13 protein-coding genes and 1 riboswitch are annotated in these 15190 nt (G+C 70.7%); of the genes, 12 read left to right on the top strand and 1 reads right to left on the bottom strand.

From position 1 onward, the window contains the following. Positions 1 to 22: 22 nt before the first annotated feature. The 6 genes from CCR79_RS10280 to CCR79_RS10255 all read left to right on the top strand — a co-directional run bounded on the left by CCR79_RS10280 (position 23) and on the right by CCR79_RS10255 (position 5719). A complete protein-coding gene (locus tag CCR79_RS10280) occupies positions 23 to 682 on the top strand; it encodes an ABC transporter ATP-binding protein (RefSeq protein ID WP_430654669.1) in 660 nt (219 codons plus the stop codon). Continuing rightward, positions 679 to 3042, top strand: a complete 2364-nt coding sequence (locus CCR79_RS10275) for an FtsX-like permease family protein (protein WP_201171856.1) — start codon at positions 679 to 681, stop codon at positions 3040 to 3042. Before CCR79_RS10280 ends, CCR79_RS10275 begins: the two co-directional genes overlap by 4 nt. Before the next feature lie 2 nt (positions 3043 to 3044). Continuing rightward, positions 3045 to 4250: an efflux RND transporter periplasmic adaptor subunit gene (locus tag CCR79_RS10270; RefSeq protein ID WP_201171853.1), complete on the top strand. Its 1206-nt coding sequence runs from the start codon at positions 3045 to 3047 to the stop codon at positions 4248 to 4250. Between the two features lie 171 nt (positions 4251 to 4421). Next, entirely contained in the window at positions 4422 to 4829 is a 408-nt protein-coding gene (locus CCR79_RS10265) for a CrcB family protein (RefSeq protein ID WP_201171851.1), read from the top strand. After that, positions 4826 to 5233, top strand: coding sequence for a fluoride efflux transporter FluC (locus tag CCR79_RS10260; RefSeq protein ID WP_201171844.1), 408 nt, complete (start codon positions 4826 to 4828; stop codon positions 5231 to 5233). The genes CCR79_RS10265 and CCR79_RS10260 overlap by 4 nt, the downstream gene beginning before the upstream one ends. 30 nt (positions 5234 to 5263) lie before the next feature. Then, positions 5264 to 5719, top strand: coding sequence for a YaiI/YqxD family protein (locus CCR79_RS10255; protein WP_201171843.1), 456 nt, complete (start codon positions 5264 to 5266; stop codon positions 5717 to 5719). 11 nt (positions 5720 to 5730) lie between these two features. On the opposite strand, the gene CCR79_RS10250 is transcribed toward CCR79_RS10255, so the two are convergent. After that, on the bottom strand, positions 5731 to 6522 hold the full coding sequence (locus CCR79_RS10250) for an AAA family ATPase (RefSeq protein WP_201171842.1): 792 nt from the start codon (positions 6520 to 6522) through the stop codon (positions 5731 to 5733). A gap of 362 nt (positions 6523 to 6884) precedes the next feature. On the opposite strand from CCR79_RS10250, the gene CCR79_RS10245 reads away from it, so the two are divergent. The 6 genes from CCR79_RS10245 to CCR79_RS10220 all read left to right on the top strand — a co-directional run bounded on the left by CCR79_RS10245 (position 6885) and on the right by CCR79_RS10220 (position 15178). Then, the gene (locus CCR79_RS10245) at positions 6885 to 8378 is read left to right on the top strand and encodes a SulP family inorganic anion transporter (RefSeq protein WP_201171841.1); all 1494 of its coding nucleotides are present in this window, start codon (positions 6885 to 6887) and stop codon (positions 8376 to 8378) included. Between the two features lie 22 nt (positions 8379 to 8400). After that, positions 8401 to 9252 carry a universal stress protein gene (locus CCR79_RS10240; RefSeq protein WP_201171840.1) on the top strand — a complete coding sequence of 284 codons (852 nt, stop codon included), beginning with the start codon at positions 8401 to 8403 and terminating at the stop codon, positions 9250 to 9252. An 11-nt stretch (positions 9253 to 9263) separates the two neighbouring features. Beyond that, entirely contained in the window at positions 9264 to 10544 is a 1281-nt protein-coding gene (locus tag CCR79_RS10235; RefSeq protein ID WP_201171839.1) for a cobyrinate a,c-diamide synthase, read from the top strand. A 60-nt stretch (positions 10545 to 10604) separates the two neighbouring features. Beyond that, positions 10605 to 11213 (top strand): cob(I)yrinic acid a,c-diamide adenosyltransferase, encoded by a 609-nt coding sequence (cobO, locus tag CCR79_RS10230; RefSeq protein ID WP_201171838.1) that lies wholly within the window; start codon positions 10605 to 10607, stop codon positions 11211 to 11213. Beyond that, positions 11210 to 12658: a cobyric acid synthase gene (locus CCR79_RS10225; protein ID WP_430654668.1), complete on the top strand. Its 1449-nt coding sequence runs from the start codon at positions 11210 to 11212 to the stop codon at positions 12656 to 12658. The genes cobO and CCR79_RS10225 overlap by 4 nt, the downstream gene beginning before the upstream one ends. Positions 12659 to 12775: 117 nt before the next feature. After that, positions 12776 to 13009, top strand: a riboswitch (cobalamin riboswitch). 129 nt (positions 13010 to 13138) lie between these two features. After that, positions 13139 to 15178, top strand: a complete 2040-nt coding sequence (locus tag CCR79_RS10220; protein WP_201171837.1) for a TonB-dependent receptor plug domain-containing protein — start codon at positions 13139 to 13141, stop codon at positions 15176 to 15178. The last annotated feature ends 12 nt before the right edge of the window (positions 15179 to 15190 follow it).

Raw genomic sequence — 15190 nt, 5'->3', positions numbered from 1 at the left:
GGGGATCACCAAGGTCTACCGCATGGGCGAGGTGGCCGTGCACGCCCTGCGCGGGGTGGACCTGGTCCTCTACGCCGGGGAGCTGGTGGTCCTGCTCGGGCCCTCGGGCAGTGGCAAGTCGACCCTGCTCAACATCCTCGGCGGGCTCGATACGCCCACCAGCGGTCGTGTCATCGTCCAGGGGCGCGATCTCACCCGGGCCGGGGAGGCGGAGCTGACCGCCTTTCGCCGCCACTTCGTCGGCTTCGTCTTCCAGTTCTACAACCTGATCCCCAGTCTGACCGCCCGCGAGAACGTGGCCATCGTCACCGAGATCGCCCGCGACCCCATGCCCCCCGAGGAGGCGCTGGCGCTGGTCGGGCTGGGCAGCCGACTGGACCACTTCCCCTCGCAGCTCTCCGGCGGCGAGCAGCAGCGGGTGGCCATCGCCCGCGCCGTGGCCAAGCGCCCCCAGGTCCTGCTCTGCGACGAGCCCACCGGCGCCCTGGACTCGAAGACCGGGGTGGCGGTGCTCGAGGTCCTCGAGCGCATCAATGCGGAGCTGGGCACTACCACCGCGCTGATCACCCACAACGCGGACATCGCCTCCATGGCCCACCGGGTGGTGGACTTCAAGGACGGGCTGATCGACTCGGTGCACACCAATGACCAGCGGCGCCGGGCGGCGGAGCTGGTCTGGTGAGCGCGCTCACCCGCAAGCTGCTGCGCGAGCTGGTGACTCTGCGTGGGCAGGTGATCGCCATTGCCGTGGTCATCGCCGGCGGCGTGGCGACGCTGATGATGTTCCTCACCGCGCTCTTTGCCCTGACCGAGACCCGCGACGCCTTCTACCAGGAGTACCGCTTCGCGGATCTCTTCGCCAGCGCCGAGCGGGCCCCCCGGGGCCTGGTGACGGAGATCGAACGGATCGACGGCGTCCAGCGCGTGGAGGACCGCGTGGTCACCGCGGCCAACCTGGACGTCCCCGGCTACGACAACCCGGTGACCGGGCGCATCCTCTCCTTGCCCGAGGGCCGCCAGCCGGACATGAACCGCCTCCACCTGCGCCAGGGGCGGCTGCCGGAGCCGGACCGCGAGGCCGAGGTGGTGGTCAGTGACGCCTTCGCCGAGGCCCATGGGTTGGGTCCCGGCGATGACCTGGCGGCGATCATCCGCGGCCGCTACCAGCGCCTGGAGGTGGTCGGCGTGGCGGTCTCGCCGGAGTTCATCTATCAGATCCGCCCGGGTGAGATCCTCCCCGACTACGAGCGCTACGGCATCCTGTGGATGAATCGCCGGGCCCTGGCCGCGGCCTACGACATGGACGGGGCCTTCAACGACCTGCTGCTCACCCTGCAGCATGGCGCCCGGCCCGGTGACGTCATCGAGGCCGTGGACCGCCTACTGGAGCCCTGGGGCGGGCGCGGCGCCCACGACCGCGGGGATCAGCTCTCCCACGCTCTGCTCGAGGACGAACTGACCCAGCTGGCCAACCTGGCCTACGTGATCCCGACGATCTTCCTCGGCGTGGCCGCCTTCCTGCTCAATGTGGTGGTCAGCCGCCTGGTGGCCACGCAGCGCGAGATCATCGGCGCCCTGAAGGCCTTCGGCTACTCGCGGCTGGCCATCGCCGGGCACTACGTCCGGCTGGTGCTGCTCATCGTCGTGCTCGGGGTGCTCGCCGGGGTGGCGGCCGGGTACTGGCTGGGGGTGCAGCTGGCCGAGATCTACGCCGGCTTCTTCCGCTTCCCCTTCCTCGAGTTCCGGCTTCAGCCGCCGGTGGTCGCCATCGCCGCGGCGGTGACCACGCTCTCGGCGCTGCTCGGGACGTGGCTGGCGGTCCGGCGTGCTGCGCGGCTGCCGCCGGCGGAGGCGATGCGCCCGGAGCCGCCGCCGACCTATCGGCCTACACTGATCGAGCGCCTTGGGCTGCAGCGCTGGTTCAGCCAGCCGACGCGGATGATCCTGCGCGGTCTCGAGCGCCGTCCCCTGCGCGCCGGGCTGGCCACCGTGGGGATCGCCCTGGCCGTGGCGATCCTGATGATCGGCCCGTATCAGCGCAACGCGCTCAACACCATGATCGACGTCCAGTTCAACCTGGTTCAGCGCGATGACGTGACGGTCTCCTTCTACGAGACGACCTCGCGCAAGGTGATCCACGAGCTTGCCGGGTTGCCCGGTGTCGATCGCGCCGAGCCGTTTCGCCAGGTGGCGGCGGAGGTCGCCTTCGGGCACCGCAGCCACCGCATGGCGGTGCTGGGCCTGGAGCCGGATGCGGACCTGCGCCGGCTGCTCGATACCGACCTGCGTACGGTTCCGCTGCCCGGGGAGGGGGTGCTGCTGACGGATTACCTGGCCGAGCAGCTGCGGGTCGGGCCCGGGGATACGCTGGAGATCCGTGTGCTCGAGGGGCGGCGGCAGACGCTGGAGGTCCCGGTCAGCGGGGTGATCGCCGAGTACCTGGGGGTGTCGGTCTACATGGAGCTGGACGCACTCAATCGGCTCCTCGGCGAGGGCGAGGCGATCTCCGGGGCCTGGCTGGGTCTTGCCGGGCAGGAGCGCGGCCCCCTGCTGTGCGAGCTCGACCGCCGCCCGCGGGTGGCCGGGGCCACCGAGGCCGATGCCGCCATGCGCAACTTCGAGGAGAACGTGGCCGGCACGATGATGGCCACCGCGGCGATGACCACGCTGCTCGCCGGTGCCATCGCCTTCGGGGTGGTCTACAACAACGCCCGGATCGCACTGGCCGAGCGCGGGCGCGAGCTGGCCAGCCTGCGGGTGCTCGGCTTCACCCGGCGCGAGATCGCCTATCTGCTCCTCGGCGAGCAGGCGGTGCTGATCGCCGCCGCCCTGCCCATCGGGTTCGTGATCGGCCACTACCTCTACGCCATCATCGTCCAGGCGGCGGAGTCGGAGCTCTACCGGGTCCCCATGATCCCGTCGGTGGCCGGCATGGCGTTGGCTACCCTGGTCCTGCTCGGCGTCGCCGCTCTCTCGGCCTGGGTGGTGCGGCGCCGGCTGGATCGCCTGGACATGGTCGAGGCCCTGAAATCGAGGGAGTAGGGATGCAGCCACGCTGGAAAGCCGTCATCGCATGGACCCTGGCCGGGGTCGCAGTCATCGGCCTGCTGGTCCTGGTGCTGCGGCCGGCGCCAATCCTCGTGGACACCGAGGCGGTCAGCCGCGGCGCCCTGGAGGTCACCCTGGAGGAGGAGGGCAAGACCCGCGTGGCCGATCGCTATCTCCTCTCCGCCCCGGCAACGGCCCAGGCCCGGCGGGTCACTCCCGAGCCCGGGGATCGGGTCGAGGCCGGGCAGGTCCTCGCCACCCTCGACCCGATGGCCGTCCCGGTGCTCGACGCGCGGGCCCGGGAGCAGGCCCGGGCCCAGCTGGAGGCCGCGCGCTCGGCGCTGGAGGCGGCCCGCGAGGAGGCCGAGGCGGCCCGGGCGACGGCGGAATCGGCGGCCGATGAGTACCGCCGTCTGGCGACCCTGGGCGAGGAGGGGGCGGTCTCGGAGCGGAGCGTGGAGCGGGCCGACGCCGAGCGCCGGCAGACCCAGGCGGCCTGGCGCTCGGCGCAGTTCCGGGTGGCCAGCGCCGAGGCCCAGCGGGATCAGGCCCAGGCGGTCCTGCGCTGGGAAGGGGAGGAGGCCCTGGACGCCGGCGCTGCCGAGCCGATCCGTCTGCGTGCCCCCATCGACGGCGTGATCCTCCAGCGCCACTTCGAGAGCGCCCGGGTGGTGCAGCCCGGTGATCCGATCCTGGAGCTGGCCGATCTCGCCCGGCTGGAGGTGGAGGTCGAGGTGCGCTCGGCGGATGCGGTGCGCATCGCCCCCGGGATGCTGGTGCGCCTGGAACGCTGGGGCGAGGCCGAGCCCCTGGAGGCCGTGGTCCGCCGGGTGGAGCCCTACGGTTTCGAGTACATCACCGCCCTCGGCGTGGAGGAGCGGCGGGTGCGGGTCATCGCCGATCTCGCCTCGCCCCGGCAGGCGTGGGCGCGCCTTGGCGATGGCTACCGGGTCAACGCGGTCTTCGTGCTCTGGTCGGCGGAGGACGTGCTGCGGGTGCCGACCAGCGCCCTGTTCCGCCACGACGACGGCTGGGCGGTCTTCGTGGTCGAGCAGGGGCGGGCGCGGCTGCAGCCGGTGACCATCGGCGAACGCGGTGCCCGTCTGACCCGGGTCCACTCGGGCTTGGAGGCCGGCGCCGAGGTAGTGGTGCACCCGCCCCGAGAACTGGCCGACGGAGGGCGGCTGAGCGTGCGCCGCTGACCGGGCCGCCGGGGCGCAGCGGCGTTGTCCGGCCCTGGCCGCGGCGTATAGCCTAGTCCGACTTAGCGAATACCGGTGTGCGATGAAACAGGTCAACATTCATGAGGCCAAGTCCCAGCTCTTGAGCGGATCCGCCAGTACGGGATTCGCACCCTGAGGGCGGCCTGAGCCATGGCATCCTCGGCGGGTATGGCCGGTGCGCTGGCGGTGGCCGTGGGCAGTGCCCTCGGCGGGGTGGGCCGTTTCTGGGGGGCGGCGGCGGTCAACCGGCGCCTGGGCGAGGCCTTCCCTTGGGGGACGCTGGTGGTCAACGTCACCGGGGCGCTGCTCGCCGGGGTGCTGGCCGCTGTGCTCGCCGCCACGGGCGGTGGATTCGCCACGCTGGAAGGGCTGCTGCTGATCGGCTTCTGCGGCAGCTACACCACGGTCTCCTCCTTCGCCCTGCAGACCTACACCCTCGCCCGGACGGGCAGCGGGGTCCGTGCCGTGGGGAACATCGCCGCCACCCTGGCGCTGACCCTGGCGGGCGCCTGGGCCGGGTTGCAGGCGGGGGCGTGGATCGCCGGAGGCGGCTCATGAGGATCACCCTCTGGGTCGCCGCCGGCAGCGCCCTCGGCGGGTTGAGCCGTTACGGCGTGGACCGGTTGATGCAGGTGGCCGGCTGGGTGGCCTTCCCTGGGGGAACCCTGCTGGTGAACACCCTCGGCTCGCTGCTCATCGGTGCCGTGGCGGCCTGGGCGGCGGCGGATCCGGCGGAGCGGACGCTGCCCACCCACTGGCGGCAGTTCGCCGTGAACGGCTTCTGCGGCGGGTTCACCACGTTCTCCATCTTCAACCTGGAGACGCTGACCCTCCTCGAGCGGGCGCCCGCTCTTGCCGGCGCCAATGTGCTAGCCACCACGGTCCTCTGCCTGGCGGCGGTGGCGATCGGTTACGCTGGAGTGGCGCGGTGGCTCCAGGCTCGATGGCCGGCCGCCTCCTGAGACCGATACGGAACCTGCCTGGAGGACACTGTGAAGATCTGGGTCGATGCGGATGCCTGCCCGGGCGCGATCAAGGAGATCCTCTTTCGCGCCGCCCAGCGCACGGAAGTGCCGTTGACGCTGGTGGCCAACCACCCGATCCGGGTGCCGCCGTGCAAGCATATCCGCGCCGTCCAGGTGGCGCCCGGCTTTGACGTCGCCGATCATGAGATCGTCCGCCAGGTGGCAGCGGGGGATCTGGTCATCACCGGCGACATCCCGCTGGCCGCCGAGGTCATCGAGGCCGGCGCCCAGGCGCTCAACCCCCGTGGCGAGCTCTACACGCCCGCCACCATCCGGGAGCGCCTGAATATGCGTGATTTCATGGATACTATGCGCGCCAGCGGGGTGGAGACCGGTGGGGCGGCGGCGCTGAGCCAGCGTGACCGCCAGGCCTTCGCCAACCAACTCGACCGGATTCTGGCCCGCCGCGGGACGGACGGGTAGCCGGGCGCGCCCTAGCAGGCCACCGTCGCGCCGTTGAGGTTCTCGTAGAGTTCGCGGAACTGTCCGGTGAGCTTGTGCCTCGGCGCCCAGTGAATCAGCGGCTGGGCGTTCTGGTGCGATTCGCGGACCTTGACCGAGGTGTTCAGGTGGGGGGCGAGGATGGGCAGTTCCTCGTTGATCAGTTCCTCGACCAGCTGCCGGGGCAGATTGGCGCTGGGCTGGAACTGGTTGACCACGATGCCCTCGACCCGCAGCGCCTCGTTGTGATCCTCGCGGATCTCTTCCAGGTGCTCGACGAGCTCGTAGAGCGCACGGCGGGAGAAGTCGTCGCAGTCGAAGGGGATCAGGCAGCGTTGCGCGGCGATCAGCGCCGAGCGGCTGAAGAAATTCAGTGCCGGCGGGGTATCGATGTAGATGGCGTCGAATGGGGTCTGCAGGCTGGAGAGGGCGTCGCGCAGCTTGTAGATCTTGTAGCGCGCCTCCAGCTTGTTCTGCAGCGCCTCCAACTCCCGGTTGGCCGGCAGGATCGAGAGGTTCTCGAACGGGGTCTCGGTGATGAACTGATCGAGATCCGCCGGCTTGCGGGGGCCGAGACGGAAACCCAGGGTCGAGGCGTAGAAGTCGGCGATGGTGGACTCGCACGCGTCGGCATCGGCGCCGAGCAGATACTGCGAGGAGTTGCCCTGCGGGTCGGAGTCGACCACCAGCGTCCGCAACCCGGAGGCGGCGCTGATGGCGGCCAGGTTGCAGGTGATGGTGGATTTGCCCACCCCGCCTTTCTGATTAAAGATCACGCGGTTCACGCTTGCCTCCCGCTCCGTGTTGCCACCGGTTGGACGGATCGCCGGCAAATTGCCGGTAAGTATCCGGCCGCAGGGCATGTGCCGTCAATCCGTGTGCCCGCCGGCGAGGGTGCGGTGCGCTTCGCGGAGGTCTCCGTCTGTCATTCGCCCCCCCAGGGCTGGTAGGATCCTCGCCCTTTCGCGATTGGCACGAACAGCGCCCTCCTTGGTGGCGGGCCCTTCCGGGTCTGCTGGTGATTCGCGGCATCCAGGCTCCGGGCCCGGCCCGTGAGCGCACCATCGCGGTTTCGTATTGCGTACGAGCCCTCGGTCCTGGAGCGGTCCGAAAGGGGGCGTAATGGTCTGGTGACTTGGGGAACGGAATGGACTGGAGCAGGCTCAAGCGGGAGTGGTTCGGCAACATCCGGGGCGACGTGCTCGCCGGCATCGTGGTGGCACTGGCCCTGATCCCCGAGGCCATCGCCTTCTCCATCATCGCCGGTGTGGACCCGCAGGTCGGCCTCTACGCCTCCTTCTGCATCGCGGTCGTGATCGCCTTCACCGGCGGGCGGCCGGGGATGATCTCGGCGGCCACCGCGGCGATGGCGCTGCTGATGGTCACCCTGGTCAAGGAGCACGGGCTGGAGTATCTGCTGGCGGCGACCCTGTTGACCGGCGTGCTGCAGATCATCGCCGGCTATCTGCGGGTCGGGCAGTTGATGCGTTTCATCTCGAACTCGGTGATGACCGGTTTCGTCAATGCTCTGGCCATCTTGATCTTTATGGCGCAGATCCCGGAGCTGATCGATGTGCCGTGGACCGTCTACCCGATGGTTGTCGGCGGTCTGGCGATCCTTTACCTGTTCCCGTATCTGACCCGGATGGTGCCGTCCCCGCTGGTGACCATCGTCGTCCTGACCACGCTGGCCTGGTTCCTCGGCATGGACATCCCCACCGTGGGGGACATGGGCAAGCTGCCGGACACCCTGCCGGTGTTCCTCTGGCCGGATGTCCCGCTGAACCTGGAGACGCTCTGGATCATCCTCCCCTATGCGCTGGCGTTGACCGTGGTGGGGCTGCTGGAGTCCATGATGACCCAGGGGATCGTGGACAACCTGACCGATACGGAGACCGACCGCGACCGCGAGTGCAAGGGGCAGGGTATCGCCAACATCGCCGCGGGCAGCCTGGGGGGCATGGCCGGCTGTGCGATGATCGGCCAGTCCGTGATCAATGTGAAATCCGGCGGGCGGGGGCGGCTGTCGTCGCTGGTCGCCGGCCTGGTGCTGCTGATCCTCGTGGTCTTTCTGACCCCGCTGCTGGAGATGATCCCGATGGCGGCGCTGGTGGCGGTGATGATCATGGTCTCTATTGGCACTTTCAGCTGGGCCTCGATCCGGGATCTGCCCAAGCACCCGATGAGTACCAACATCGTCATGATCAGCACCGTGGCCGTAACGGTGCTCACGCATAACCTGGCCATCGGCGTGCTCACCGGCGTCCTGCTCGCGGCGCTGTTCTTCGCCAACAAGGTCAGCCGCTTCATGTACGTGCGCTCGGATGTGCAGAGCCTGCCTGACGACCAGACGCTGCACCGCCGCTACGAGGTGGTCGGCCAGGTCTTTTTCGCCTCGGCGGAGCGTTTCCGCAAGTCCTTCGATTTCGGTGAGGACCTGGACACCGTCACCATCGATCTAACCCGGGCCCATTTCTGGGACATCACGTCGGTGGCCGCGCTGGATCGGGTCGTCATAAACTTCCGCCGCGAAGGCGTCGCGGTGGACGTGGTCGGCATGAACGAGGCGACGGCGACCATCGTCGATCGCTACGCGGTCCACAACGAGCCGGATGCCGTCGAGCGGTTGATGGGTCACTGAGCCGGGCAAGGAGTCAACGACCATGAGCAAAATCATCGCCAGCGTCGACGGATCCCGCTCGTCGCCCTCCGTCTGCGATCACGCGGTCTGGGCCGCACGGCGCCTGCAGGCGCCGTTGACGTTCCTGCACGCCTTTCGCAACCCGCACGGTGAGCGCGAGGCGGATCTCAGCGGCAATCTGACCTTCGGGGTGCGGGAAAACCTCCTCGACGAGATGGTGCAGCTTGAGGAGCAGCGGGGTAGGCTCGCACGCGAGCAGGCGCGCGCCATCCTCGAGGATGCCATGAGCCGCGCCCGGGAACAGGGCATCGAGAACCCCGGGCGGCTGCTGCGCAACGGCGAGGTGACCGATGTGCTGGACAAGGCGCAGGAGGAGATGCGCCTGCTGGTGCTCGGCAAGCAGGGCGAGGACGGCGACGCCGAAGAGCAGCATATCGGCAGCCACCTGGAGAGCACCATCCGCCGGGTGCAGAAGCCGATCCTGGTGGCGCCGCTGGCCTTCCGCGAGCCGGAACGCTTCCTGATCGCTTACGACGGCAGCCCGGCGGCCCAGAAGGTGGTCGATCGCATCACCGAGAGCCCGCTGCTCCAGGGGCTCGAGGCGCACCTGCTCCTGGTTGACGCCGATACCGAGGTCAACCGCGAGCGGTTGCTCGCCCCGCGTCAGCAGCTGGAGGCGGCCGGTTTCACGGTCCACGCCGAGGTCCGTCCCGGCGGGATCGACGAGACGGTGTGCAACTACCGCAAGGAGCAGGATATCCACCTGATGGCCATGGGCGCCTACGGCCACTCGCGGTTGCGCCGGTTCTTTGTCGGCAGCACGACCACCCACATGATCATGCGCTCGAGCACGCCGCTGCTCATCCTGCGCTAGGGTTTCGGGCAATGACGGTCCCCGCGCTGCTGATCGCCGCCCCGGGCTCCGGCCAGGGCAAGTCGATGATCACCGCGGCGCTCGCCCGGCTGCACCGCAATGCCGGGCGCCGGGTGCGGGTGTTCAAGCACGGCCCGGATTACCTGGATCCGATGGTCCAGGAGCGGGCCAGCGGGGCGCCGGTCTACCAGCTCCACCCGTGGATGACCGGCGAGGCCGAGTGCCGCTGGCGCCTGGCCGAGGCCGCGCGCGAGGCCGACCTGATCCTCGTCGAGGGGTCCATGGGGCTCTTCGATGGCGACCCCTCCAGTGCCGATCTGGCCGCCCTGGCCGGCCTGCCGGTGGCGGTGGTGATCGACGCCCGGGCCATGGCCGAGACCTTCGGGGCCGTGGTCAGTGGACTGGCCCGCCACCGCGATGACGTGCGGGTGATCGGGGCCATCGCCAACCGGGTGGGGAGTCCGGGGCATGCGCGCATGCTCGCCGGCAGCCTGCCCGAGGGGGTGGAATGGCTCGGGGCGGTGCCCCGCGACGAGGCCCTGCACGTACCCGACCGCCACCTCGGACTGGTCCAGGCCGGCGAGGTGGCCGATCTGGATGCACGCCTGGATGCGGCCGCAGCGGTGCTTGCCGAGGCCGGCGTGGACCGCCTGCCGCCCCCGGTCGCCCTGCACGGCGAGGCGCCGCCGGCTCCGCCCCGGCGGCTGCATGGGCAGCGGATCGCGGTGGCCCGGGATGCCGCCTTTGCCTTTGCTTACCGGGCCAACCTCGAGTTGCTGGAGGCGATGGGGGCCGAGGTGGTGCCCTTCTCGCCGCTGCGCGATGCGACGCTGCCCCCCTGCGATGCCCTCTGGCTGCCCGGCGGCTACCCGGAGCTGTACGCCGCCACCCTGGCCGCCAACGACGGGATGCGGGCCGCCATCGGCGAGCACCACGCGGCGGGCCGGCCGACCCTCGCCGAGTGCGGCGGTCTGATGTACTGCGCCGAGTCGCTGGTCGATGGCGAGGGCGTCGAGCACCCGATGCTCGGCCTCCTCGCGGGGCGTGCCGAGATGGCCGGGCGGCTGACGGGCATCGGCCTGCAGAGCCTGTCCCGCCCGGAGGGCGAGCTGCGCGGCCACACCTTCCACCACTCGCGGCTGGAGACGGCCCTGGAGCCCACGGAGCAAACCGTGCGGCGCAGCGGCAGCCCGGCCGAGGGCGTCTACCGGGTCGGCAGCCTGACGGCGACCTACTTCCACGCGTATTTTCCCTCGGCGCCCGAGGTCGTCGCCGGGCTCCTGAGCCGGTAGGCTACCTGTCGCCGCTTCCCCGGGGAGCGGTTTCTCCCGAGCAACGAGGTGTGCGAAGCGATGCGTGAAGACGCGAAGGATCCGCAGCGGCACGCGGCGCGCATGGAGCGCAAGAGGGCGGTCATGGAGGAGCGCCGGTCCCGCGCGCAGCAGGATCGCGGTGTGCTGTTGGTGCTCACCGGCCCGGGCAAGGGCAAGAGTTCGTCGGCGCTGGGCATGGTGGCGCGGACCCTGGGCCACGGCCGCAGCGCCGGGGTGATGCAGTTCATCAAGGGCGGCCGGGCCACCGGCGAGGAGGCCTTCTTCCGTGACCAGCCCGGGGTCGACTGGCAGGTGATGGGCGAGGGCTTCACCTGGGAGACCGCCGACCGCGAGCGGGATGTGGCGGCTGCCCGCGAGGCCTGGCGCGCCGCCCGGGGCTGGCTGTGTGAGGAGGGGCCGTCGCTGGTGGTGCTCGATGAGCTGTGCATCGTCCTGCGCTACGAGTACCTGGAACTGGGCGAGGTCCTGGATGACCTGTCCCGGCGGCCCTACGAACAGCACGTGGTGGTTACCGGCCGTCACGCGCCGCAGCCGCTGATCGACGCCGCGGATACGGTCAGCGAGGTAGGCGCCGTGCGACACGCCTTCGAGGCCGGGGTGCGCGCCCAGCCGGGGATCGAGTGGTGAGTGCCCGCACCCTCATGCTCCAGGGCACCTGCTCCGGCGCCGGCAAGACGGCGCTGGTAGCCGGTCTCTGCCGCCTGCTCGCCCGCCATGGGGTCCGCGTGGCGCCGTTCAAGCCGCAGAACATGAGCAACAACGCGGCGGTCACCCGCGACGGCGGCGAGATCGGCCGAGGCCAGTGGCTCCAGGCCCTGGCCGCCGGGGTGCCGGCGCACACCGACATGAACCCGGTGCTGCTCAAGCCCGAGGCCGAGCGCACCGCCCAGGTGGTGCTCCAGGGCCAGGTCACCGGGCGGCTCGAGGCGCGCGCCTTCCGTGAGGCCCGCCAGCCGCTGCTGCCGCCGGTGCTCGAGTCCTTCGAGCGCCTGCGTGCCGCCTACGACGTGGTGCTGGTCGAGGGCGCCGGCTCGCCGGCAGAGCCCAATCTCCGCCAGGGGGACATCGCCAACATGGGCTTCGCCGAGGCCGCCGACGTCCCGGTCTGGCTGGTGGGCGATATCGACCGCGGCGGCGTCTTCGCCTCCCTGCTCGGCACCCTGGAGTGGCTTGATGCGGCCGACCGGCGCCGGGTCGAGGCGCTGATCATTAACCGCTTCCGGGGCAGCCCGGAGTTGCTCGGCGAGGCGCCGGCGCAGCTCGCCGAGCGCGGGGGCGTGCCGGTGATCGGCGTGGTCCCGGCGGTGCCCGATCTGCACCTGCCCGAGGAGGACGCCCCCTACCGGATGGCCGGGCCGCGCGGCCCCGGCGGCGCCCTGCAGGTGGTGGCGGTGGCCTATCCGCGGATGAGCAACCACGACGACCTCGACGCCCTGGATGCGGAGTCCGGGGTCCACGTCCGCTTCGCCCGGCAGCCGCGGGATCTCGACGGGGCGGATCTGATCGTCCTGCCCGGCTCCAAGCACGTCTTCTCGGATCTGGCCTGGCTGCGTGAATCCGGCGTGGCCGAGGCGCTGCTGCGCCACTGTCGGTATGGAGGCCGGGTGGTCGGCCTGTGTGGCGGGCTGCAGATGCTCGGCGAGCACATCGAGGACCCGGAAGGGGTCGAGGGCGGCGGCAGCGCCCCGGGCCTAGGCCTGCTGCCGGTGCGCACCCGCCTGGCGGCGACCAAGCAGCTGGCCGAGGTGCACGGCCACGCCGAGTGGCCGGCGCCGGTGACCGTCACCGGCTACGAGATCCACCACGGTGTCACCGGCGCCCAAGAGGGCCTCTTCCCCTTCGTGGCGCGCTCCGACGACGGCCGCGTGCTCGGCAGCTACCTCCACCGGCTCTTCGACAGCGGGCCGTTCCGCCGCGCCCTGCTGGTGGAGTGGTTCGCCCTGGAGGGCGAGGGTGGCGACGAGCAGGCGCGCATCGAGGCGGAGCTGGATCGCCTTGCCGACACCCTGGAGCAGGCCCTGGAACCCGCCTGGCTGGAGGCGCTCGGCGTGCCGGGGCGGCCGGCGGGCTAGGTGCGCGTTCCGTCGGTGCATCCCCCGGGGGTGGGCACGGGGATCGCGCCCCCTGCGACGAACTGTCCGGCTCGTCGATTTGCAACCGGCCGATCAGCCTGCCTAAACTCCGCGACTTCGATGTGGGTGCCCGCAGGCGCAACAGGATCGCCTGGGGTTAAACGGGAAGTCCGGTCCAGCTGCACCCAGCAGTGAAGCCGGCGCTGCCCCCGCAACGGTAGGTGGGGCCTGCGGATCACAGGCCACTGCGAGACAGCCGTCACCCGGCGGCCCTCGCGGGAAGGCGATCCGCAACGACGCATCCAGCGTCCCCCCACGAGCCCGGAGACCGGCCCACAGCAACCCACGAAACGGCGTGCGGGCGGCGCGCCTGGGGGTGAGCTTGCCGGTGATCCCATCCGTCCGGCGGCGGCGCTGCAGCCGTCGTCGCTCCCCCAGTTTGAGTCGCCAGCGCCCGTCGCAAGACGAGGAGCGCTGAACATGAATCCGAACGATCGAAAACCCGGGCGCCTGCTCGGTGCCTTGCTGGCCACGGCGGTGTCGGTCCCGGCCCACGCCGCGGACGATGACCAACCGATCGCTTCCTCCACCGATCTGTCGCCGGTGCGCATCGAGGCCGGCGGCGATCCCCTGGGACGCGGCGCGGACAGCGAAGCCCTGCAGCGCCGCCAGGCCTCCAGCAGCGCCGAGATCTTCCGCGGCGAGGCCTCGGCCGGGGTCGGTGGCGGCAGCCGCAACGCCCAGCGCCTCTACCTGCGCGGTGTCGAGTCGAGCAACCTCAACGTCAGCGTCGACGGCGCCCGCCAGGGGCGCAATCTTCACCAGCACCGCGGTGGCCTGACCGGCCTCGACCCGGACCTGCTGCGGTCGGCCGATCTCGACCCGCGTCCGGCGGCGGACCAGGGCCCCGGTGCCCTGGGGGGGTCGGTTCGCTTTGAGACCGTGGATGCCCAGGACCTGCTCGACCCCGACGAGGAGATCGGGGCCCGCCTGCGCGCTGGCTACGCCAGCGCCGACGAGGCCGAGCGCGGCTCGGCCACCGCCTTCGGCCGGCTGGGCGGCGACTGGGGCGTCCTGGCCCACATCGGTGCGGTCAACCGGGATGACTACCGCGTTGGCGGCGGCGGGAGCATGCCGTACTCCGGCGGCCGCGACCGCGACTACCTGGCCCGCATCAGCCGGGTTCCGGCCAGCGGGCACCAGCTGCGCTTCGGCGTGCAGCGCAACACCTTCGAGGGGGACCACCACTACGGTTCCTGGGGCAGTGACTTCGGCGACCCCCGCGAGCGGACCCACCCGAACCAGGAGCTAACGGGCCAGGAGCAGCGGCGTGAGACCTGGACCGCCGAGCACCGCTACCAACCGGCCGACCCCCACGTGGACTGGCAGGCCCGGGTCTACCGCAACGACAATCGCCTCGAGCGCCAGGATGAGGGCACCGCCACCCGGGCCGTGGAGCACGGTGGCGACCTGCGCAACACCTTTACCCTGGACGCTGGGCCGACCCGTCACCGGCTCACCGCCGGTTTCGACTACTACACCGAGGACGGGCGCATCGGCCAGACCGACGGTCCGCGGCTCAGCCACCGCTCGCGCAACTTCGGCGCCTTCCTGCAGAACCGGATGCGTTGGGAGCGGCTGCGCCTCTCGGCGGGGCTGCGCTTCGATGACTACAACACGGATCTGGTGGAGCAGGACCTGGACGGCGACGCCGTCTCGCCCAACCTCAGCGCCGAGCTGGAGATGAGCGCCGGCTGGAGTGCGTTCGCCGGCTACGGCGAGGCGGTCAGCGGCGCCGGTGTCCTGCCCATCGGCTGGCTGCAGTTCATAGACGATGAGAAGACCAACCTCAACGACGGCGAGCCCTTCAAGGCCGAGGAGTCGCGTCGCACCGAGGGCGGCCTGCGCTACCAGGGGCGGGATTGGATCACGGCCCGCGACCGCTTCGACTTCGAGGCGACGCTCTTCGAGACGCGGATCAAGAACAGTCTGACTCGCACGGATAGCGGGTACCCCGGGCGATCAAAAAATCATGGCTATATCGACGGGGTCATTCAGCGCGACTCGGTCCGCCTGCGTGGCTACGAGCTGCGCGCCGCCTGGGGCGTGGGTCCCTACGACGCCCGGCTTTCGTTCCTCAGCGCCGAGGCCGTCGACGACGACGGCGACCCGGTGGGGGTGATCCGGCGCCTGGGTGGGGGCGGCGGTGACCGCCTGGTCTTCGATCAGCGCTGGGCGGCCCACGAGACCCTGACCCTGGGCTACACGTTCACCTGGGTGGGTGATCACACCGACGTGCCCGACGACGAGCCGGAGCGCGACGGCTACCACCTCCACGACGTACAGGCCGAGTGGCAGCCGTGGGCCGACGACCGCCTGACCCTGGCGCTGGCGGTGCACAACCTCTTCGACGAGCAGTACGCCGAGCACACCTCACTCGTCGACGAGGAGGGCGGCAACTTCTACATCCGCGACGAGCCGGGCCGGGACGTCCGGGTGACCGGGACGCTGCGCTTCTGAGCCCGGCGCCGG

Origin of the sequence: Halorhodospira halophila, from assembly GCF_016653405.1 — a bacterium.
GTDB lineage: Bacteria > Pseudomonadota > Gammaproteobacteria > Nitrococcales > Halorhodospiraceae > Halorhodospira > Halorhodospira halophila_A.
This window is presented reverse-complemented; position numbering and strand designations above follow the sequence as displayed.